This is a genomic window from Sphingobacterium sp. UBA7249 (assembly GCF_002472835.1).
Taxonomy (GTDB): domain Bacteria; phylum Bacteroidota; class Bacteroidia; order Sphingobacteriales; family Sphingobacteriaceae; genus Sphingobacterium; species Sphingobacterium prati.
Genome location: NZ_DKST01000029.1, coordinates 1 through 22,253 on the forward strand (window position 1 = coordinate 1; position 22,253 = coordinate 22,253).

Genomic DNA, 22,253 nt, shown 5'->3' on the forward strand with positions numbered 1-22,253 from the left:
ATTAATATTCAAATTAAAAATTGGTTCTATTTTATTTGCGAATATGATATTATTTGTAATATTTATGATTTCTTGTAAATATTTACAAATTGTATGTTAATAATTTTAACGAATATAAATATATTTTGGGAGTTTTAGAGATTGACTATTAGGTGATTATAGTGCATAAAAAAGCCCTAACATTCNNAATTTTCCGCCATCTGTCACACTGTATAGTGCTCCATTTTTAGCTTGGATAACATCTCTGAATCTTTCACCCTTATCACCCAATAATCTTTCTTCACCCACGACTTTATTGTCTTTAATAACAAGGCGAGCAATATGAGTGCTGCTTAAGCCACCAATGAAAAGGTTGTTTTCCCATTCAGGAACATTCGATCCTTTATAGAAGGTCATTCCACTTGGAGATAAAACTGGATCCCAGTAGTAAACAGGTTGTTCCATTCCTCCTTTTTGTTGGATAGGAGGGTTTCCGATTGCATCGCCTTTATACTCGATGCCGTAGGTAATTTCTGCCCAACCGTAGTTATTTCCTGGTTTCACCAAGTTGATTTCATCACCACCACGCGGACCGAATTCAGAATCCCATAAATCACCGGTAGCAGGGTTAATTGCTAGACCTTGAACATTACGGTGTCCGTAGCTATAGATTTCAGGTTTAGCATCACCTTTACCAATGAAAGGATTACCTTCTGCAGGTTTACCGTCTTTGGTGATTTTCAAAATTTTTCCAAGGGCTGAGTTTAATTGTTGCGCTTGAGGGCGAGTTTCCAAGTCTGAGCGCTCACCTGTTGAAACGAATAAATTACCATCTTTATCAAACAAAATACGTCCACCATAGTGTAATTTGCCATTATAGGTAGGTAAAGCTTGATAGATAACTTTTGCGCCTTCGATAGACTTTTCATCATCTGCTAATTTACCTTTTGCCACTGCGGTGTGATTTCCTCCAGAGACAGGTTCTGCGAACACCCAATATACCATTCTATTGCTTGCGAAATCAGGGTCTAGGGTAATTCCTAATAAACCACCTTGACCTTGAGCATCTACTTTAGGGATGCCAGTGATTGCATCACTCGTTGTTTTTTTAGCTGGATCCACGATACGCATGGTTCCTTCTTTTTCGGTTATCAGCAGTCTTCCGTCAGGAAGTTCAGCGATTCCCCAAGGTTGTTTCAATCCTTCAACTACTACTGCGCCTTCATAAGGAGAGGTAGTTTTTACGCCTGCGATTCTAGTTTGACCTTCAAAAGCAGGTTTATAATTTGCATTTGCCGGAAGTGTTTCTACAGGTGGGTATTTTGTTGTATCCTGACTGGTTGTTGTTGTATCTTTTGGTTCAGTACCATTAGAATTCGCTCCAGAACAGGAAATAAATGCTGTTGCTGCTGCGAAAAACAAAACGTTAGAAAAATGTTTCTTCATGTTGGTTGATTTATGTTTGTTTATTTTTTATTAGTTGAATTCTGGTCTTTTCGGGAAGTTTGCGACATGGGCATACTTAGGTCCCATACTAATCAATGCTTCTTTCCATAGGTTTTCGCCATCGGTAATAAATGCTAAATCAATATTAAAGGAGTTGTGTACAGCCCATGAATTCTGTTTGATTTCACCATCCAATTGTCCGGGGCTCCATCCAGAATAGCCGAGAAAGATTTTTACTTCTTCATTTGAGATAAGGCTTTCGTTGATCAGATATTTTAAACGTTCAAAATCGCCACCCCAATAGAGGTCATCTACGATATGGGTTCCGCCGGGGATTTTTTCTTGGGCTTTATGAACGAAAAATAATGCATTGCCTTCCACTGGGCCGCCAAAATAGAGTGGGACCTCGGGGTTTTCGATTTCCTCTAAGACATCGGAAAGCATGAGCATGGAACGATGATTAAGGATTAAGCCTACCGTACCATCCTGATCATCATGTTCGCATANNGCGTTCAAAATTTTGGTCGAGCATGAAAGGTTCGGATAAAATTAGACTGCCTCGTTTTGGAATATATTCGTTGAACATAACAGAAATAGATGTGTTTATATCAAATTTATAGAATAACATTATTAATCCACTGTAAAATAGCAATAATTTTTCATTTCATTTTCTATAAAAAATGGAGATTATGTTAAGTTTGTAGGAAATATCCTTTGCCATGTCCATTGAACATAAAGAAATTGCCGCGATTCGGGAAGACTATGTTAAAAGCAGTTTGAGCGAATCGGACGTCCTAAAAAATCCTATTGAACAGTTTCAGAAATGGTTTGATGAAGCTATGTCTTCGCAAATTATGGAGCCAACCGCTATGGTTGTTTCTACGGTATCCGAGCTTGGTTATCCATCCTCACGTGTTGTATTGTTGAAGGATATCAAGGCGGATGGTTTGAGTTTCTTTACGAATTATAACAGTAGAAAAGGCCAGGAGATTCTTCAAAATCCACATGTTTCAGCCTTGTTTTTTTGGCCAGAGCTGCAACGGCAGATACGTTTTGAGGCGGAGGTTGAGAAACTTCCTAAAGCAGATTCTGACGAATATTTCTCCATTAGACCTCGAGGTAGCCAAATAGGTGCCATTGCATCTCCGCAGAGTGCCATTATTCCAGATCGTGAATCCTTAGAAAATCGGGTGATGGAAGTTGAAAAAGAAATGGAAAACGTAGAAGAAGTGCCGAGACCGGAGTTTTGGGGTGGATTCTTAATGAAGCCCTTTCGGGTTGAGTTTTGGCAAGGTCGCAGTAGTAGACTACATGACCGTATAGTTTATCTGAAAGAGAATGACAACTGGGTCATAAATCGTTTAGCACCTTAATTATGATTCAGGAAATCAATGAAAATATACTACAAGCAGTTCATCCAGATGCGGTTGTGGAGGTCCAAGAAATTGGTCTTCAATCTGCATTATATATAGCACCTGATTATTTAAAGTCAGTCTGTAAGTTTCTTAGAGATGATTCAAGATATTATTTTGACTTTTTGGCAAATGTTACTGCGGTTGATTACTTTCCGCAGGAATATTTTGAGGTCGTATATAACTTAACCTCCATTCCATTTCAAACGCAATTGTGTTTAAAGGTTCGGGTTTCAGCCGAGCGGAATTTGAATGAATTGCCAGAAGTGCCTTCGGTATCTGAGGTTTGGCGAACAGCAGATTGGCATGAACGTGAAGCATATGACTTAATGGGCATATTTTTCACAGATCATCCAGATTTAAGAAGAATTTTGATGCCTGAGGACTGGGTTGGGTATCCGCTGAGAAAAGATTATCAAGATCCTGAAACTTACCATAATATCCCGATTAAATAAGCAATGAACGAACGTTATTTACAAGCTCATAAAAATTATCAGGAAAAGATTAATACCGTTTCCTCCCAGGAGATGGTTATTAATTTAGGGCCACAGCATCCTTCAACGCATGGGGTATTGCGGTTGGAACTGATTACTGATGGTGAAATTGTAAAGGAAATTATTCCTCATATGGGTTATTTGCATCGTTGTTTTGATAAACATGCGGAATCCATGAATTATGGAAAAACAATTCCTTTTACAGATCGCTTGGATTATTTGGCTTCCATGAACAATGCGCATGCCTTTGTAATGGGGGTGGAGCGTATGCTCGGGATTCAGGATAAGCTTCCAAAAAGGATTGAATATATCCGGGTCTTAGTTACTGAATTAAATAGAATTGCATCCCACCTGATTGCGATTGGAACTTATGGCATTGATATCGGTGCTTTTACGCCATTTATGTGGTGTTTTAGAGACCGAGAACATATTATGAATATGTTAGAATGGGCGTCAGGTTCCAGGATGCTCTATAATTATATATGGGTAGGTGGGTTGTTTTATGATATTCCAGTCAATTTTGAGGAGCGTTGTCTAGAGTTTATTCAATATTTTAAGCCCAAATTGGTTGAATTGGATGATCTTTTGTCCAATAATCAAATCTTTATTCAGCGTACTGCAAATATTGGTGTTTTGCCTGCAGATGTGGCGATAAATTATGGTTGTTCAGGGCCAATGTTGAGAGGTTCTGGAATAAAATGGGATTTAAGAAGGGTAGATGGATATTCTGTTTATCCGGAATTGGAATTTGAAATTCCTGTTGGAAAAGGTGAGATGGGCGCTGTTGGGGATTGTTGGGATCGTTATAAGGTGCGGGTAGATGAGGTTAAAGAGTCTGTAAGGATTATTGAGCAATGTTTGCCAAGGTTGATGCATGATTTTAAAAGAACGCCTGATTTTGACCCTCGCGGATTAGTTCCCAAGAAAGTGAACTTAAAAGCTCAAGAATATTATGTGCGGGCTGAAAATCCTAAAGGGGAACTAGGTTTTTATTTTGTCACTCAAGAGAAAACGGATATTCCTAAGCGAGTAAAGGCGAGAGGGCCGAGTTTCAACAATCTCTCAGTTTTACCTGAATTGGGAAAAGGAGTTTTGATCGCGGATTTGATTGCAATCCTCGGATCGATTGATATTGTGCTTGGTGAGGTCGACCGCTAAAATAAACATGCATAAAAACGCAAAAATAATTAGGAATAATCCATTAAATAGTTATATTTGCTATCTCATAATTTAAGTTTATAATTGGTTAATAGTTAGGGATGTAATTGCCAGATTGCATCCCTTTCTCTTTTTNNCTTTTGTAAAAAATAGCAAGAACCTGCAAAACTTGTTGTCCCTATTTTTAATACTTCTCAATCCTTGATTCAAATCTCTCAATAGGTTTTTATTAATAATTTTAGTAAAATATATAATAAAATTATTAATAACTAAAAATATTAGTATATTTACAACAATGAAATAAGCGAGTTTCTTTAAATTTTTGAAGACATATATACAATCATAGGGGCTGTTGTGAAACATCCCCATTTTTTTTGAAGCATAATCTTAATTGATAGAATTCAATATTGAACTATATTAGGTGATTATGGATCTATATATTATTAGAAATAATTTTATTAGCTGTTAAATACCCATATTATGACTAAATCAATTAAAAACCCGGAAATAGTACTCAAGAAAACGGAGGTTTCTGATTTGGAAACTTTGTTTCAGATTCAGCTTGATGAAGAAGGCGGATACCTAGCGGCCTTTACAGCTAAAGACCATGATAATAAAGCTGCCTATATCAACAAATACACAAGTTTTTTAGAGAATCCGACGATCAATAATCAGACAATCTGGTTTGAAAATACCATTGTTGGAAGTGTTGCCAAATTTATCATGGATGATAAAACGGAAGTTACTTATTGGATTGATCGAAAATATTGGGGTAAGGGAATTGCAACAAAGGCTTTGAAAGAGATGTTGAAGATGATAGCAGTGAGACCAATATATGGAAGGGTAGCATTTGATAATTTAGGTTCACAAAAAGTATTGGAAAATTGTGGTTTTGTAAAAATTGGAACTGACCACGGATTTGCAAATTCCCGGCAAGAAGAGATTGAAGAATTTATTTATAAATTTGATTTATAGATTGTTTGTTTTGAAAAAATTCTTGTTGTTAATGTTAGTTTCAATGCTTTTCATTTCTTGTAGTAAAGAGAATGATGAAAATATCATTGGAAACTGGATTGGAGTTAACGGGGATGAATGGCTTTATTTAAACCTGAATTCCAATGGTGAATTTGAATTTTCGGTATGTTCATCCCGGGAACAAGGAAATGACTGCCTGGAACAAGGAAAATACAGCTTTAAAAATAACCTACTTACCTTGAATGATGGATTTACAGATGTTATTTATAGCGTAAGTTTTGAGTTAGAAAATAGAATTCAAATCTTCAAGCATGGTGGGTATGGGGATATAATTGACTTCAAGCGTAAATAATATCAAAATCGAGTATTGATCAATCCTTTCCCTTCAGATTGGTGATTTATCTGTCTACTTTCCTATAATAATCTGCTATTGGATATATAAACCTCGAGTATCCATCTAAATGGCAATTTCGATTAATATCCCAAATTTGTAGGCTAATTAAGTTGCCGCTAAATAATCTTTGGGGCTAGATGAGAATTGAAATTAATATTAGTCGCAAAAATTTCTTAATAACTAAAAGCAAAACAAAATTATTTAAATTATATAATCGTACATTTGAAAAAAACCGTTTCTGTAGAATCGAAAGACAACTTATTAGCTAATTAGATATAACATAATTTTTATAATTAATTCTTTTGTTGAATAATTATAGAATATGATGCCATAACCTAAAAAAGAAATTGTTATCAAAATGAATGAAGATCATAGCTTGGCATATTCTCAGCTCTTGATTGCTATCGAACAGGGCAATGAGCGAGCTTTTGTAATGTTATACGATATGTTTTCGAAAGATCTTTCACATTATATTCTTTCAAAAGTCTCTGATGCAGACCTCGCACAAGACATACTACATGATTTGTTCTTATCAGTTTGGAAAAATAAGGATCGGATGGCTGAAATAAAGAGCTTGCCAGCATATCTGTATAGTTCCTGCAGATATCTCATCATGGCCAATTATCGCAAGAAAATCCTAAAAGAAGTTCCAGCATACAATCTAGATCAGTTGGATGTATTGGATGAATCCGTACCATTAGAAGATAGGCTCCACTATCGTTATATTATTGATTTGGTTGAAGAAGAAATTGAGCGACTTCCTGAAAAATGTCAAGCCGTATTTAAATTAAGTCGCTATGAATATCTGAGCAATAAGGAAATTGCTGAACGAATGAATATTGCAGAATCAACCGTTGAAAAACATATCAATAAGGCCATCTCCCGTCTTAAAGTCTTGACAAAGAACTATACCATCTTATTTTAATGCTAATTTTATTTCACTGTTTTTCAGGTGTTTGTGGTGAAATTCATTTTTTTTTCAATTTATAGTAGAAGCTAGCGATATGAAACTACACTTATGTTTAAGATAGCTCAATAAACCGTCTATTATGATAGATAAAACTAAATTATTACAATTACTTACGAAGTATCTTGCTGCAAAGGAAACGAAAGCGGAGCGGAAAGAGCTATTGGAATGGTATGAACAACAAGAAAGCAATCATCCTGATTCTTCAATGGAAGATGATGTTCGGATAAAAACAAGAGCAAGACTTATTACTTCGATCAAAAGTTCCGAACGAAATAAATCTCGAATACCTCTTATTTGGTTACCAATTGCTGCGGCATTGCTTGTAGTAGGAATTTTTGGTTATCAATATTTTCTGTCTGGATCTGAGAAGAAAGCTACCATGGAAATGTTAAGTCAAATCAAACCGGCCAAAGATCATGCTATCATGATTTTGGAGAATGGGAGAGAGATTAATTTGGATCAGTTGGCTGCCAATGAGGAAATCCAGATTGATGGTATGATTATCAAGAAGGATAAAGATGGAAAAGTTAGCTATCATTTAGCATCATCGAATTTGCCAGTCATTCCTAAGAATAGTATTCAAGTTCCTATTGGATCCACCTTTAGTTTGACTCTAACGGATGGAAGCCGAGTAGTTTTGAATTCGGATTCTAAACTTACCTTTCCAAGTAATTTTAGCACAGGAGATAGGGTTGTGGAGTTAGAAGGAGAGGGATATTTTGAGGTTAAGCATTTGAATGACAACAGTCGTTTTATTGTTAAAACAGATGATCAGAATGTTGAAGTATTGGGAACAAGATTCAATGTCAAAGCATATAAAACTGAAGATAATACCCTTACCAGTCTGGAAGAGGGCTCTGTAAAAGTAACAATCCCTAAAGGGAAAAGTGCCCTGCTCAAACCGAATCAGCAAGCCCGAACAGATGGTTCCACAGAATTACAAGTGGGCAATGTAAATATTGACAACATATTAGGTTGGACAAGGGGACAGTTTTGTTTTGATGGAAGCAACACTGATGAGGTTCTACGAGAAATAGCCCGATGGTATGATATCGACATCACTTACAACAAGCAAGGAAACGCGGCTCAATATAGTGGAAAAATTCCACGGAATTTGAGTCTAGAAAAGCTCGTTGCGCTTTTGAATTACGCGGACATTAAAACCAAGGCAGTTGTAGGGAAAAACAATAGAATTAACTTAATCATTACATAACCAAACTTATTGACAAAATGAAAAGCATAAAATCTCCTCCCTAAAAATAGTGCGTTAATATCAAAAAAAAGACGGATCCTGTTGGCGCAGAATCCGTCCAACTTAATTGGTATTAAAGTATCGTCTAACTTCTAAATTATTAACACGTTAAAACCAAACGAATTTAATGAAATTTACCTTAACTCCGTTCACTAAGAAGGAGAAAGATTTTCATTCGACAAATTTGGATGCTAACCTAGCGTCCAATATTTGGCGAATTTATGAAAAACAAAAGCCTCTTTTTGCGCGCCCCTTATCCAGATCTCTCATGAGGATCAACTTAATCACCCTACTACTTGGTCTAGGTTTGTCGCAAGTAGATGCAAATACCTATGCCCAACAGATTAGCTTAAAAAAGCAGAAATCGAGCCTTGAATCGATCTTGAGAAACCTCGAAAAACAAAGTGGTTATTCGTTCTTTTACAAGAAAAATGAGATCAACCAAATCATCGATTTGACAACTGAAATCAAGGATGTTCCCTTCAAAAAAGCGTTAAATGTAATTCTTAATAAAGCAAATCTGTCTTACGACTTTTTTGATAAAACTGTAGTTGTCAAAAAGAATACCGAGCGGCCCAAAAATCTCGCTATGGTAACATCGCAAGCTGAAAGAATTATCTCGACTATGCAACAGCAATACGTAAAAGGGCGAGTCATCGACAACGAAGGAAAACCTATTTCGGGTGCATCCATTCGTCTCAAAGAAGATGCACGAAAAGGCGTCATTACCCAGCCCGATGGAAGCTTTACATTGCCTATATATTCATTAAATGAAATTCTGGTCATAACTTCCTTAGGCTACGAAAGACAGGAAATTAAAGCGAGTTTAAATCTGGAGAAGATGATAGTTCGCTTAAAGAAGCAAGAAAATGCGCTTGAGGAAGCTGTTGTTTCTACAGGTATTTTTAAGAAGGAAGACAAAAGTTTTACGGGAGCATCACGTACAATTACGACAAAAGAACTGAGGCAATATGGAGCAAGAAATCTCGTAACTTCCTTACGGAATATCGATCCATCGTTTAATATCATTGAGAATAATCTTTTTGGTAACGATCCTAATCGACTTCCGGAAATTCAGATGCGCGGAAATTCCAGTATTCCCAATGTGAATGAAATTCAGAGCGAATCCGCAAGTCAGCTCAACACACCGCTGATTGTTTTAGACGGTTTCCAGACATCCCTTCAGGCACTGATAGATATTAATGAAAATGATGTTGCCTCTATTACCCTCCTGAAAGACGCCGCCGCAACTGCACTTTACGGGTCTCGAGGTGCTAACGGTGTCATCGTCATAACAACAAAACTTCCGAGACCAGGCAAATTACGCCTAAGTTTTGGGTCAGAGCTAAAGGTTGAAAATGCCGACTTATCGGCTTACCACCTCCTTAATGCAAGAGACAAGCTGGAGCTAGAACGTATTACCGGGCTTTATGACTCTCCGAACGCAAGTACAGATATGCCGAATAAGCGTTACTATAATTTTCTGTTAGATGAAATTAATAGCGGCGTAGAAACGGACTGGATGGCTATTCCACTGCGCACTTCATACGCATTAAGAAGTAATTTAAGACTGGAAGGCGGGGATAACCAGTTCCGTTATTCAGCTGGCATTCAAAATAACAATACAGCCGGTGTCATGAAAGGGTCTTCGAGAAATACGCTGAATGGATCTATTACCCTATCTTATACCTACAAAAATTTAATATTTAGAAATTATTTAAACATCAATAATATTAAGAATCAACAGTCACCATATGGATCATTCAGTGATTATTTCGACCTCAATCCGTATTGGCGCCCTTATGATAAAGATGGGAACGTAAATAAAGTATTGGGAGATCCGGGTACAACTGATTATTCAAATATATGGACAACCCTTCCGACAAACCCCTTGTATAATGCTAGTCTAAAAACATTTGACAAAGGAGAACAAACAGATATTACCAATCAGACTGCTGTCGAATGGTCGATTCAAGAAGGATTAAGATTAATTGGTAAATTCAGCTTTACGAAATCGGATAAACAGTCCGATGCGTTTAAACCAGCAGAACATACTGACTTTGCCAATTATACTGGAGTTGATGTCTTTAGAAAAGGGGCTTATTGGATTAGTCTCAATCGTGGAATGAAATACGAGGGAGCTTTAAATCTATCCTACAGCAAAAAAATAAAAGAAAAGCATCAGATTTTTGTCGGAACCGAGGCGAATATTTTTCAGGATAACACCTCGCAACTGACAAACGCCGCTGAAGGTTTCCCAAACAGTGATCTTGATTTTCCATCGATGGCATTGCAATATATGAAAGATGGAAAACCTTCAGGTAATGAGTACTATTATCGGACAGTAGGCTTTGTAGGAAATGCGAACTACAATTATAACAACCGCTATTTTATTGATGGAACTTTCCGTATGGATGGCTCATCACAATTTGGTGCCAACAAGCGTTTTGCGCCTTTCTGGTCTGCGGGTCTCGGATGGAATTTACATGAAGAAAAGTTCTTTAAAAAGAATGAGTTTGTCAACCGACTTAAATTACGCGGGTCAGTAGGGACATCCGGGTCTACAAAATTCAATACTTACCAGGCCTTGACTACTTATGGCTATTACACTTCCGATAGATATTATAATTGGCTGGGAGCTTATATCTTGGGGCTCGGCAATCCAGATCTAAAATGGCAGCAAGTGCTCAAATACAATATCGGAACAGATATCGACCTTTTCGACCGTTATGTAACGCTACAGGCCAACTATTATATTGAAAACACCAATGATCTAGTTTCGTCCGTTAATACCCCTGCATCAACAGGTGTCAATTACTACACCGCTAACATCGGAAAATTACGAAATAAAGGATTCGAGTTATATGCGACAGTTTATCTGATGAAAAAGCCAACCGGTTTAACCTGGTCATTATCTGGTTCAGTATTGCATAACAAAAATAAGGTACTTGAAACTTCACAAGCTTTAAAAGACGCGCAGAAAACACTTCAGGGGGATCTTTATAATGCCAACAAAATGTACATCGAGGGATATTCCAGCAACGCAATTTGGGTAGTCCCATCCCTCGGAATAGATCCGAGCACAGGTAAAGAGCTTTATCTCGCTGCTGACGGCACGCCAACTTACACCTGGGGCTCTAAAGACGTTACTGCTGTCGGAAACACCGACCCTAAAGTTTGGGGTAATTTCAATACAATGCTACGCTACAAAGGATTTACATTTACCGCTTCGTTGGGTTATCGTTTTGGCGGTCAGACTTACAATAGAACGCTGGCCGAAAGAGTCGAAACCAGCAGTTACAAATATAATGTTGATGAACGCGTCTATACTGGCAGATGGCAAAATCCCGGCGATTATGCACCATTCAAAGGAATTTTAAATACAAACCCAACCTATAAAACATCCCGGTTTGTCCAAGATGAAAACACCATATATGCGAGAAGTTTCAATTTCCAATATAATTTTCGTTACATGAACTGGGTAAAGAAAATTGGCTTCGAAAACGTCAATATAGGACTGGATGTATCTGATCCATTTATCATTTCGAGTATCCGCCAGGAACGGGGAACAAATTATCCATTTTCAAGGCAGGTAACTTTTAGTCTTAACGCAACATTTTAATAAAATGAAAAAACACATCATATTAGCGAGTTTAGTAAGTTCCTTATTTTTAGGTTCATGCAATAAATTTTTGGATGTCTTACCTCGAACCCAAATACCTGCAGATAAGTTATTCGATTCCGAACAAGGGTTTAAAGATGCTTTGGCAGGCGTTTATATTTCTGCAAAAAGTAGCGCAAGCTATGGAAAAGCTTTAACTTTTGGAACATTAGAAAGCCTAGTCTCCAGTTGGGACGTGACCACAAATACTGTGGAACAACAGTTGGGCCTTTTCAATTATTCCGACAATCGAGTAATTGATCAATTCAATGCCATATTTGCCAAGCAATATGCTACAATCGCTTCAATTAACTCTATTCTGCAGAATTTAGAAGCCAACAAATCTCTTTTCAAGACCGAGGGGGTATATCAAGTGATTAAAGCAGAATGTCTGGGTTTACGCGCCTATATTCACTTTGATCTTATGCGGCTATATGGCCCGATCCCAAGTGATCCATCCACTGGAAATCAACTTGCTTATGTAACAGAATTCAACAGAGAGATCCATCAGCATATTTCTTATGAAGAATTTAAAAGCAAAATTTTTACAGATCTGAAACAGGCTGAAGAACTCATCAAAGAATTCGACCCCATGCTTACCTATTCGATGAATGACGTAAGAAATCCGAATGGTTTTGGAAGCAATTACAAACCATTGGATGACTTCCTATCTTATCGCAATATGCGCATGAACTACTACGCAATGAAAGCATTAGAAGCGCGCGCGAGCTTATGGTATGGCGACAAAGACAATGCCTACAAAGCTGCCAAAGAGGTGATTGACGCAAAAGATTCGGACCGAGAAGCGAAATTCAAGTTGGCAACAGGGAAAGAGTTTACAGCAACCAATTATATCTTGACTTCAGAACAGATATTCGGACTTTACGCTTTTGATTTAGCAAAAACCTACACGGACAACTTTGGCAATGCAACCTATCGCAAAGGTACATCTGCAACAACCATCACGAATCAACTATACGGAAATACCGGAACTGATTTTAGGGAATCTTCCCTTTGGAATATTGTTACATTGACTAGTGGTTCCAAATATAATGTCATTAGAAAGTTTTGGGTTACGGCAGACAATGTGACTGTTTTAACAGATTACAAACAACTTCCAATGATACGTACGAGTGAACTTTATCTGATTTTGGCAGAAACAGCACCGTTCAACGAGGGGGTCGAATATTTAAAAACATTTAGGACAAATCGGAATATATCCAGTCTCACTATACCGGGCGACGTTCCAACATTACTAAACGAGATCATCAAAGAATACCGAAAAGAATTCTACGGTGAGGGACAGGCTTTTTACGCTTACAAAAGACTGAATATTCCAAAACCTCAAATAGTGTTTGCCCCCTCAAATGCAGTGGTCAATTACCTCTTGCCAATGCCAACAGTTGAATCCATTAATTAGTCCCCGTTATGAAACTATATTTTATATTAATCATTTTTGGTATTGTATGCTTCTCATTCAATAGCTGCAAAAAAGACCAATATTATATCTTTGATGATATTCCAAGAGTACAATTTGGACCGCCCATTTCTACGCTCAAACTCAATGAATATACCGATTCGTTAAAATCTGAAACATTCTTTTACGAATCCAAGGATACGCATCAAGATACCGTGTATTTTGATATCTACACCGTTGGCGAAACATCGAAAAAAGACCGGAAATATCAGCTTCAACAACTACAATTGCAGGGCGTGGAAAATGCGATCCCCGGAAAACATTTCATTGCTTTTGAGGATCCTGCTGTTGCCGATCTTTACGTTATCAAATCCGACTCTGTACATACAAGGGTACCTATCGTGATCTTACGGGATGGTGAATTAAAAAACAAAACTGTCAACCTTGGCATTTCCATTGTCGCTAACGCAAACTTTGCTATTGGTGAACCCACGAAATCTTGGCGAAAACTACAATTTACCGATCGTCTTAGCCAGCCGAATGCCTGGACAGCATCCTATTCCACCTATTATTTCGGAGCGTACAGTGTTCGAAAACATGAATTTATGATTGAGGTTACGGGTCAGCGTTGGGATCAAAATTTTATAGCCACTCTACCTTTAGATCAAATGAACTATTATAAATCTGTCCTTGGAATGGCAGTCATCGATTACAATATACAACATCCGAGTGCACCTTTACGCGCCGAAAATGGTGATCTCATTACTTTCCCTAATTAATCAGAAGCGATGAAAAAGATAAATATTTACATATTACTCCTAGGATTCCTATTGGTTTTATCCTGCTCAAAAGATAAAAGCAACTATGACTATAGTGAAAACGAACATATCGATATCGAAGGCATTGAGTCAAAATATGCTGTCATTTCGTTAAAAGACACGTTAAAAATATCTCCAACGGCAAAATCAAATAAGGAAGGTGAGTTAGAATATAGATGGGGATTTTACGAAACAAATGTTCAAGGAAGAACAGAACCATTGGATACAATCGCCCGCAGCCAGAACCTTCGCTATTTTATCACGGAGGATGCCAAGGACTGGATTGCAGTCTGTATCGTTAAAAACAAAAAAACGGGTTATACCCAATACAAAACTGCTACCGTAACCGTAAGTACACAGTTCACACGGGGTTGGTATGTTCTTAAAGATGATGGAACCAATTCAGACTTAGACCTCTACCTTACCCCACAAAATAATTCGGTAAATGGAAAAATCGAAAATGTATACAGCACCGCAAATAATCAAAAAATAGCAGGAAAGGCAAATTTCATCAGTTTTTCTTCCAGTTACAAAAGCAATATCTTAAATCCCGCTTCTTATTCAAATACCCGGGCTTTATTTCTCGTAACAGAAAAAGATGTGCAAGCTATTAATGTCAATAATCTAAAGAAAATAAGAGATAAGCAGAACTTATTCTTAGGAGGACCACAAACGATATCCGGAACTACCGGAGCTTTTGTAGGAAGTAGCGCCAATTATATTCTTAATAATGGGCAGCTATATAATATCTATGCCATGAGCGCCAATACCGGCCAGTTTGGAAACAAAGCAATGATCGATGGAAACAACAGCGCTTACGAATTGTCAAAATTCATGATCTCTAGCTCTAGTAATGATCCTATTCTATTCGACAACATTGGCGGAAATTTCGTCACGCTCGCGAATGGATCAGGCTCTAGCATGACGATATTTTCAAATGATGCTAACAATGATTTCAGCACGACGAACAACAACCAAAAAGCGTTGTTTTTGGGAATGAAGTCGAATGTTTATTTACCCACCCCCGATTATTACTACAAAACTGTTGGCTACGCAATATTGCAGGACAAAACCGACCCTAGCTTGAAATCCCTATGTATGCTGGAAAAAAACAAGTATGTCTTAAAAATAAAAAAAGATAGCATAGGACCTTCTTCTAAACTATATAACGCTAGCCTACATACCTTATTATTTGAAGATGAAAACCTGCTATATTTTGTCAACAACAACCAAGTATATAGCAAAAATCTGAGCAATAGTTTTGAACAGTTGCAATTTAGTGCACCTGGAGGTGAACAGATTACCTTTATCAAACATCTCAAATATTCAGAATCGGGATATGCTTTCAATTTCTTCGTAATTGGGACAAAAATCGGATCGAATTATAAAATCAGAATGTTTACAAAAAACTCGGGGAACTTAGACTCAAATCCAGCACAGACTCTCGAAGGAACCGGAACAGCACGCGCAATAATCTATATTGCACCATCCGTTTATGACTCTACTTACCCATGCTCTTATTAGGCCCCTCATTACCTATAAAATACTAAAAATGAAAAAATACATCATAACCATTATAACGTTACTCAACACAAGCGCAGTTTTTGCGCAATCACCAGTCCTAATCAAAGGGACATTTAACAAAGAGTTTATCAAACCGGTAAAGCTCTTCAAGGTCGTCGACGGCGATATGGTGGAGATTGCTTCGGCACAGCCGCAATTGAATAAAAAGTTTGGCTTCACCTTCTATCCTGAGTACGAGGGATTTTATGCCATCGGCTCAGGAACAATAGGGAGTCAAACCGAGAATAATATCTTCTATTTCAAGCCGGGCGATCAACTTGAGTTGACCGTTTCTGAAAAAAATTACCAATTGACCGGCACAAATAACAGCAAGGAAAACCAGATTCTAAGCCGTTGGCACGACGAAGTCAACCCAATAGAACAGAAGGCATTCAATTGGATGAAAACCCAAAGTACTTTTGTCGATTTTTTTCCGGATCTGGAGAATATTGTTGCCAAAGCCAATACCTTCACAAAAAATAACAAAAGTGGAAATGTAAAATTCGATACAAAATTACAAGATTATATTCAATGGGATCTTGCCGCGAATGCGACAAATTTCTTAAATACACCACGTTCAGCACATCCCGCTGTAGAAGAGTATACGGATTACTACAAAAGCCTAACGTTAGCCAACTTCGCAAAAAACGCCGCATTAGTCTATCAAACTCCCTGGGGAAATCGCACTTTAAACGGTGTTTCATCTGTCGTACGCCGAACGGCAAATATTCCTTATACTAAGGGAATTGAAGGGCTACAAAAAGATATTGATCTGCTTCCAAATGACACCTTAAAAGGTGATGTCGTATTGAGTTATCTGAGCCGACAAAAAGATTATGCAAGCTATAAGGAGGCTGCAGATAAATATCAAGCGTGTTTTCTAACTGCAAGCCAGAAGCAACGTGCAACAGGGATCATGAATGACATGGCTCAGCTAAAAAGTGGAGACCAAGGTCTTAATTTTTCTTTTCCTGACAATAACGGAAAAACCATAAAATTCGCCGACTTAAAGGGGAAAGTAGTTTTAATCGACGTATGGGCAACTTGGTGTGGCCCCTGTAAAGCAGAAATACCGCATCTCAAAAAACTTGAAAAAGAAATGCATGGTACAGATGTTCAGGTGGTGAGCATCTCGGTTGATGAAGAAAAAGATAAAACGAAGTGGCTAAAAATGATTAAAGACGAACAACTTGGTGGCCTGCAGCTTTTTGCTTCCGGGTGGGGAGATTTTGCCAAATATTACAAAATTACGGGCATTCCACGCTTCATGGTTTTTGACAGACAGGGAAAAGTTGTCACCATAGATTCACCACGTCCATCGAACCCAGAATTAAAACAGCTCCTTGAAAAAGAATTAGCAACGAAATAGGTATGAACAAACTTTGGATTTACTTCCTATTTTTAACGTTGTCTCCCGCGCCCCTATATGCGCAGGGAGATAGCGTTACAATTAAAGGAAAAATTACATCGTCTGCAGCGGATCCTGCTACGAAGTTAAGCGTTTCTTTTACTGACAATCAAGGCAAAAGACTAGGTTTTACAACTCCAATAAATGATGGATTATTTGAAATCAAGGTTCCCAAACAAGTGCAAGTGGTTGACGCAATGTTACGGACAAGCAGTGGCGATCAAATCACCAACGCATTACAACAGGTCATGCGCCATCCGCTCAATATTTTTATTTCTAAAGATGATATCTTGATTAATGGCAATGCCGAGGAACTTGAACTTTCACATGTAGAAGGTGGAGAAGAAAACAATGACTACAATAGCCTTCGTCAGTCCACAGCCCGATTAGTACAACAAAAAAATACATTATATAGTCCAATCCTACAGGGAAAGATAAGTACTGAATCTCCAGAAGGCAAAACCATACTCGAACAACTTAGTCAATTGGGCAAAAAGGAAAATGACCTTCAGAAGAAATTTATAGAAAATCATCCTAAATCCTTTGTCAGTCTATTTTTACTTTACCGAATGAAGTCCAGTTATACATCTGAGGATTACAAATTAGCATTTAGTCGTCTTGACTCCACCTACAAATCAACAGACAGGGGTACAGCAATAGCATCGACAATTGCCAAAGAAACCGTTACGGCGAAAGGGAAAATGGCCCCACAATTCACACGGACAACCGCCACCGGAACTCCTTTTAAATTAGAAAAGATGCAAGGCCGCGTTATTCTGTTGGACTTTTGGGGCAGTTGGTGTGGCCCATGCCGTGCAAGTATGCCACACCTCCAACAGCTTTACAGTCGTTACAAAAATAAAGGCTTTGAAATTATCGGTATTGCCCAAGAACGAGGTAAAACACTTGATGAATCAAAAAACAGCTGGCACAAAGCTATAGAAGAACTCAACTTGCCTTGGACAAATGTCTTAAATAACGAGAACAAGGAGCAAATGGATATTGTAAAAGAATATCAGATCAGTGGTTTTCCAACAAAAATTCTGGTGGATGAAAATGGAAAAATCATTTTACGGGTTATTGCCTCAGCAACAGATGACATTGACATTGCACTGAAAAACATCTACGGCTACTAACCTAATGAGATCAATTACTAAAGACAATAACTTAAAAACCATGCCTTATAAACCAATAATCAAAGCTGGGAGCCTCTTACTGTTGACAGTCTGGGTATCATGGTCAAAAGCTCAGCTAGCGGCACAATTACCAGCTAAACTACTGACATGTTTTGAACAGAAAGACACCTCTATGATAACAGGTGAACTCGCACCAAATTTTTCCGTAGCAGGACATACTGGTGCAGGAGCAAGCTTCCGATTAAACCAAATTATTAAAAACTATCCCTTAAAATCTGTACATATATTGTCAGAAAATAAAACAGATCGAGGGACATTACTTCAAATAGAAACCATAGATGCTAAAGATAAGCCAACAACCAATCAGGCCCTCATCGATAGCAATGGAAAACTGGTCCACTTCAGTCTTTTTGATCAGCTCTATGGACTAAAAAGAGAAAGCAAACCCAAATTACGAGCTGTAATTCCGTTTGAAAACAAGAATGGTTCCATTTACCTGCAGGTAAAAATCAATGGATACAAAAAACCTTTAAGGCTCCTTTTTGACACCGGAGCAGATGGCATGGCCGTGAACAAGCAGCTTGCTGATGCTATTGGCCTAAAGGTAACGCGTGAAAATAACGCCTCCGTCGTCGGCGGCAATACAAAGATTCAGGTATCTGACAACAATAGTATTCGATTAGACACGCTTAAGTTGGCTGGACAGGGAATTGCTATCTTTCCTGAAATGGGCAAAGAAGGCGATGGCATTATCGGCAATACGTTGATACGCCAATTTATTACCCATATCGACTACGATAAAAATACTATTTCCTTGTACGATTTCGGGGATTTTCAATACAAAGGTAAGGGAACTACAGTACCTATTACAATGCCTGCCGGTGTAATGATATTGCCCGGACAGCTTGAGATCGTCAAGGACAAAAGCTACTCAGGCCATTTTGTTTTCGACACCGGTGCTTCGTATGACCTGATCTGCTTCCGTCCATTTGTACGTCAGAACAAGCTGCTGGTCAGTGGATTTAAACCCGAAGCGCAGGCAGCGACCGTAAGCATGGGTGTTTCCTCTCCCACCTTCTCGGGCAAAAGTTACCAATTTGCCATTTCTCCCCTCCCCTCAATGCAGGGTTTGCCTGTGACATTAATGGGTGGCAGTGCTGGAAATGAACAATGGCAACCTGGTTTCGACGGATCCATTGGTGTTCGCCTATTAAGCCGCTATAATATTACCATCAATCTTGCCGAAAGTGAGGCTTACTTTGCTCCCAATAGATTACATGCTTACCCACAGGACTTCTTAGTAAAGAATTATCAGTTTGGCTGGGATAATTCGGGACAACTGAAAGCTTTGGGCGTCGTCAGATCGGCCGAAAATCCAGCCGGTCTGAAAGCAGGTACTTTAATCCAACACATTGACAAATATACAGTCGATCAGTTGAAAAAAAATCCAACGTTGATAGATGAAATTCGATTAAGATCGGCAGCAGAATCAATTTCCGTGACCACGTCTGACAAGAATATCATCAACATCTAATCCCATTAAACAAGATATACTATCTCTAATTTTCAAAAAAATTTATGAAAAAGGTTATTTTTTATATTATCACGATCTGTTACGGAATATTCATTTCAAGCACGGCGAACGCACAGGGAAAAGCTTTCGAGGGCAGCTATGCGGCATGCCAAGCACAGGCAAAAAAAGAAAATAAACTCATTCTGATAGATCTGTACTTTGTTGGTTGTATGCCCTGTGCAGAAATGGACAAACAAGTATTTCCGGATCCAATAGTAGCTCAGGAGTTAAGTACTAATTACATTCTATACAAAACAGATGTCATGAAAGAGGCAGACGGAAAGAAATTAGCCCGCAAATATGGCGCGCCCGGATTTCCAACCTATGTCATCGTAAACCCCGAAGGCAAAACCATAATGACTGAATCCGGTTTCTTTGGTGTGGACCGATTTGTCCCTTTACTAAAAGAAGCTGTCCAGCGCAATAAATCTGGGCAATACCTCGCCTTTAACAATACATTGGACAACGTCTATCCTGCAGCTTACAGCGAACGTTTTATCAAAACCGGCGAAAAACACGATTTTGCGGAACTCGAAGGATATCTAGAGCAACAGAAAGATCTGTTCAATGAAACCGCTTTCTTGGCCAATAGCGTTACTTCCTTTACAAAATACAATAATTGGGCTTATGCAAACCTTCCAGAATTAATTAAACGATATGGCGGAAATCTACTCCGCAACAAAATTTCAACAATTGCCAAAGCAAAAAGTAAAGCATATGGAACAGTACAGCAATTGGACAGCCTAAAGACCATGTTGACCTATATACGTCCTACGTTCAACGATAAATTATGGGAGGCATTTTTACCCGGGTTTGTAACGAGTTACTATGCCGGCTCCCAAAATGCGGCCAGCTATTTAGCCCTGATTGACGAATATAAACTTTACCCTACTTGGGATGAACGCAGCAATGCCTTTGGGCCGGTCATTCTGGATCAGTCAAAGAACCCGGCAATCCTGAAATCTATACGAGCTGAATATCTAGCCGCAGAACAACGAAACACACTGGACCCCGTAGATTGTTATCGGCTGATACTATTAAATTACTATTTAAAAAATTTTGATCAGGCTTCCAAAGGGATGGAAAAACTGCTGAAATCAGATTTAACATCTCCATTCCAAACTATCGACAAAAAAGACCTGCAAGACTTAAATGAGGCCATAAAAAGAAAAGATGCCAGTTTATATCAAGCTAAGGATATTAAGAAAATTATTCCATTTAAATTAAGTTAACCCTCTATATCATGATTAGAAAAACTATTTTATTGCTCACTGCCCTGACTTGCTCGATTGTCGCATTCGCACAACAGCCAAGCAACATCACCGGAACGACAGATCCCGCAAAAGTAAAACGTGTCGGACTATTTAAAGTACTCAATGGTCGATTGAAGGAAATCGCAACATCCATTCCCGACGCATCGGGAAGATTTGCATTTCGTTTTACGCCTGAATACGAAGGACTGTACTCTGTTGGTAGTGGGAATGCCCAGAATCAGCAGGGACTTTTTCGCTTTTACTTCAAGGGGAACGAGGACTTAAACCTAAAATTAAGTCAAAATGATTATGAATTAACAGGCAAAAATAGTCCAGAAAATGAAACGTTATACGCTTGGGACAAAGCGTCGAAAACTTTTCACGATAAAGGCACCACTCCAGGAGGAATGAGCACCTATGTCGATTTCTTCCCTGAAGTCGAGCAGTTCAAAGGAAAACTGGACGCTATCAAGAAGAGCGCAAAAACAGGAAATTCCAATTTTGACAAATTTTTCCCTGAACTAGTCGATTATGATTTTGCCTATTATGCAATCTCTTATCTGTACATGCCACGTACAGCCCATCCAAGTAAAGAGGAAATGAGTGATTTTTATACCCAGTTCAACGCCGATCGTTATCTGACGACCGAATTATTAAAATTTCCGTATGGCGACCGCTTTATGAGTAATATGATCTATCGTAAGCTGGATCTTTCCTCCAAACCAACATTTGATCAACAAGTAGCGGCAATCGGCCCCGATGTACTAAAAGGACAATACGTATTGCAGCGGCTTGAGGGAGCACGTTCTTATGGCGACTTTCAGGAAATGAATGAGAAATACAAGAAGTATTTTACGCTACCTGAGCAAATCGAACGGGCAAAAGTTGTAGAAGCGCGATTGGTAGAAACAAAAACAGGTGTACCTGCTTTCCAATTTAGCTATCCCGATCTTAGTGGCAAGAAAACAAGTCTCGCCGATCTTAAAGGTAAGGTAGTATTGGTCGATATGTGGGCGACCTGGTGTGGACCTTGTCGTGCGGAAGAACCCTATTGGGAAAAATTAAATGAAGAGTTTAAAGAAAAACCAGTGGCATTTGTAGGTATCTCAGTCGACCAGGACAAACCAAAATGGGAAACCTATGTTAAAGAGAAAAATATCAAAGGAATTCAATTACACGCGGGACCGGGAAATGAGTTGACAAATGCGTATAAAGTAAATGGTATACCACGTTATATTCTGATAGATAAAGCCGGAAACCTCATCACCGCAGATAGCCCAAGACCAAGCGATCCAAAGTTAAAAGCTTTGCTTGAAGAATGGATTAAAAAATAAAAATCGAATA

At 38.4% G+C, this 22,253-nt stretch carries 18 protein-coding genes; 16 read left to right on the forward strand and 2 right to left on the reverse strand.

What is annotated here, in order from left to right; translation table 11 throughout:
* Positions 1 to 156: 156 nt before the first annotated feature.
* Positions 157 to 1,425, reverse strand: coding sequence for a PQQ-dependent sugar dehydrogenase (locus tag B4A24_RS21350; protein ID WP_293946997.1), 1,269 nt, complete (start codon positions 1,423 to 1,425; stop codon positions 157 to 159).
* A gap of 30 nt (positions 1,426 to 1,455) precedes the next feature.
* Positions 1,456 to 1,875 (reverse strand): YqgE/AlgH family protein, encoded by a 420-nt coding sequence (locus B4A24_RS21355; protein WP_422663682.1) that lies wholly within the window; start codon positions 1,873 to 1,875, stop codon positions 1,456 to 1,458.
* 269 nt (positions 1,876 to 2,144) lie between these two features.
* On the opposite strand from B4A24_RS21355, the gene pdxH reads away from it, so the two are divergent.
* From pdxH to B4A24_RS21435, 16 genes are all read left to right on the forward strand, one after another.
* Positions 2,145 to 2,798: a pyridoxamine 5'-phosphate oxidase gene (gene pdxH / locus B4A24_RS21360; RefSeq protein WP_277711371.1), complete on the forward strand. Its 654-nt coding sequence runs from the start codon at positions 2,145 to 2,147 to the stop codon at positions 2,796 to 2,798.
* A 2-nt stretch (positions 2,799 to 2,800) separates the two neighbouring features.
* Positions 2,801 to 3,292 (forward strand): NADH-quinone oxidoreductase subunit C, encoded by a 492-nt coding sequence (locus tag B4A24_RS21365; protein WP_293946999.1) that lies wholly within the window; start codon positions 2,801 to 2,803, stop codon positions 3,290 to 3,292.
* Between the two features lie 3 nt (positions 3,293 to 3,295).
* Positions 3,296 to 4,489 (forward strand): NADH-quinone oxidoreductase subunit D, encoded by a 1,194-nt coding sequence (locus B4A24_RS21370; RefSeq protein WP_182499482.1) that lies wholly within the window; start codon positions 3,296 to 3,298, stop codon positions 4,487 to 4,489.
* Positions 4,490 to 4,969: 480 nt separating this feature from the next.
* Positions 4,970 to 5,464, forward strand: coding sequence for a GNAT family N-acetyltransferase (locus tag B4A24_RS21375; RefSeq protein ID WP_094255924.1), 495 nt, complete (start codon positions 4,970 to 4,972; stop codon positions 5,462 to 5,464).
* 43 nt (positions 5,465 to 5,507) lie between these two features.
* A complete protein-coding gene (locus B4A24_RS21380) occupies positions 5,508 to 5,816 on the forward strand; it encodes a hypothetical protein (protein WP_293947000.1) in 309 nt (102 codons plus the stop codon).
* 400 nt (positions 5,817 to 6,216) lie between these two features.
* The gene (locus B4A24_RS21385) at positions 6,217 to 6,783 is read left to right on the forward strand and encodes an RNA polymerase sigma factor (protein WP_094280038.1); all 567 of its coding nucleotides are present in this window, start codon (positions 6,217 to 6,219) and stop codon (positions 6,781 to 6,783) included.
* A 124-nt stretch (positions 6,784 to 6,907) separates the two neighbouring features.
* Entirely contained in the window at positions 6,908 to 8,041 is a 1,134-nt protein-coding gene (locus B4A24_RS21390) for a FecR family protein (protein WP_293947001.1), read from the forward strand.
* Between the two features lie 166 nt (positions 8,042 to 8,207).
* The gene (locus tag B4A24_RS21395) at positions 8,208 to 11,702 is read left to right on the forward strand and encodes a SusC/RagA family TonB-linked outer membrane protein (protein WP_293947002.1); all 3,495 of its coding nucleotides are present in this window, start codon (positions 8,208 to 8,210) and stop codon (positions 11,700 to 11,702) included.
* 4 nt (positions 11,703 to 11,706) lie between these two features.
* Positions 11,707 to 13,161 carry a RagB/SusD family nutrient uptake outer membrane protein gene (locus B4A24_RS21400; protein ID WP_293947003.1) on the forward strand — a complete coding sequence of 485 codons (1,455 nt, stop codon included), beginning with the start codon at positions 11,707 to 11,709 and terminating at the stop codon, positions 13,159 to 13,161.
* 8 nt (positions 13,162 to 13,169) lie between these two features.
* Entirely contained in the window at positions 13,170 to 13,937 is a 768-nt protein-coding gene (locus B4A24_RS21405) for a DUF4843 domain-containing protein (protein ID WP_293947004.1), read from the forward strand.
* Between the two features lie 9 nt (positions 13,938 to 13,946).
* The gene (locus tag B4A24_RS21410) at positions 13,947 to 15,500 is read left to right on the forward strand and encodes a PKD-like family lipoprotein (protein WP_293947005.1); all 1,554 of its coding nucleotides are present in this window, start codon (positions 13,947 to 13,949) and stop codon (positions 15,498 to 15,500) included.
* A 28-nt stretch (positions 15,501 to 15,528) separates the two neighbouring features.
* Complete coding sequence (locus B4A24_RS21415; protein ID WP_293947006.1) at positions 15,529 to 16,908, forward strand: TlpA family protein disulfide reductase; 1,380 nt, start codon at positions 15,529 to 15,531, stop codon at positions 16,906 to 16,908.
* Positions 16,909 to 16,910: 2 nt separating this feature from the next.
* The gene (locus tag B4A24_RS21420) at positions 16,911 to 18,083 is read left to right on the forward strand and encodes a TlpA family protein disulfide reductase (RefSeq protein ID WP_293947007.1); all 1,173 of its coding nucleotides are present in this window, start codon (positions 16,911 to 16,913) and stop codon (positions 18,081 to 18,083) included.
* A 4-nt stretch (positions 18,084 to 18,087) separates the two neighbouring features.
* Positions 18,088 to 19,617, forward strand: a complete 1,530-nt coding sequence (locus B4A24_RS21425; protein ID WP_293947008.1) for a retropepsin-like aspartic protease — start codon at positions 18,088 to 18,090, stop codon at positions 19,615 to 19,617.
* A gap of 44 nt (positions 19,618 to 19,661) precedes the next feature.
* A complete protein-coding gene (locus B4A24_RS21430; protein ID WP_293947009.1) occupies positions 19,662 to 20,888 on the forward strand; it encodes a thioredoxin family protein in 1,227 nt (408 codons plus the stop codon).
* Positions 20,889 to 20,899: 11 nt separating this feature from the next.
* Positions 20,900 to 22,243 (forward strand): TlpA family protein disulfide reductase, encoded by a 1,344-nt coding sequence (locus B4A24_RS21435; protein ID WP_293947010.1) that lies wholly within the window; start codon positions 20,900 to 20,902, stop codon positions 22,241 to 22,243.
* Positions 22,244 to 22,253: the final 10 nt, after the last annotated feature.

Bases quoted from the DNA above. Each gene is read 5' to 3' on its own strand.
- B4A24_RS21435 (WP_293947010.1), top strand. From the start codon at position 20,900: ATGATTAGAAAAACTATTTTATTGCTCACTGCCCTGACTTGCTCGATT.
- B4A24_RS21370 (WP_182499482.1), top strand. From the start codon at position 3,296: ATGAACGAACGTTATTTACAAGCTCATAAAAATTATCAGGAAAAGATT.
- B4A24_RS21415 (WP_293947006.1), top strand. From the start codon at position 15,529: ATGAAAAAATACATCATAACCATTATAACGTTACTCAACACAAGCGCA.
- B4A24_RS21395 (WP_293947002.1), top strand. From the start codon at position 8,208: ATGAAATTTACCTTAACTCCGTTCACTAAGAAGGAGAAAGATTTTCAT.
- B4A24_RS21400 (WP_293947003.1), top strand. From the start codon at position 11,707: ATGAAAAAACACATCATATTAGCGAGTTTAGTAAGTTCCTTATTTTTA.
- B4A24_RS21390 (WP_293947001.1), top strand. From the start codon at position 6,908: ATGATAGATAAAACTAAATTATTACAATTACTTACGAAGTATCTTGCT.
- pdxH (WP_277711371.1), top strand. From the start codon at position 2,145: ATGTCCATTGAACATAAAGAAATTGCCGCGATTCGGGAAGACTATGTT.
- B4A24_RS21365 (WP_293946999.1), top strand. From the start codon at position 2,801: ATGATTCAGGAAATCAATGAAAATATACTACAAGCAGTTCATCCAGAT.
- B4A24_RS21425 (WP_293947008.1), top strand. From the start codon at position 18,088: ATGAGATCAATTACTAAAGACAATAACTTAAAAACCATGCCTTATAAA.
- B4A24_RS21410 (WP_293947005.1), top strand. From the start codon at position 13,947: ATGAAAAAGATAAATATTTACATATTACTCCTAGGATTCCTATTGGTT.
- B4A24_RS21375 (WP_094255924.1), top strand. From the start codon at position 4,970: ATGACTAAATCAATTAAAAACCCGGAAATAGTACTCAAGAAAACGGAG.
- B4A24_RS21430 (WP_293947009.1), top strand. From the start codon at position 19,662: ATGAAAAAGGTTATTTTTTATATTATCACGATCTGTTACGGAATATTC.
- B4A24_RS21405 (WP_293947004.1), top strand. From the start codon at position 13,170: ATGAAACTATATTTTATATTAATCATTTTTGGTATTGTATGCTTCTCA.
- B4A24_RS21380 (WP_293947000.1), top strand. From the start codon at position 5,508: ATGCTTTTCATTTCTTGTAGTAAAGAGAATGATGAAAATATCATTGGA.
- B4A24_RS21355 (WP_422663682.1), bottom strand. From the start codon at position 1,875: ATGCTCATGCTTTCCGATGTCTTAGAGGAAATCGAAAACCCCGAGGTC.
- B4A24_RS21420 (WP_293947007.1), top strand. From the start codon at position 16,911: ATGAACAAACTTTGGATTTACTTCCTATTTTTAACGTTGTCTCCCGCG.
- B4A24_RS21385 (WP_094280038.1), top strand. From the start codon at position 6,217: ATGAATGAAGATCATAGCTTGGCATATTCTCAGCTCTTGATTGCTATC.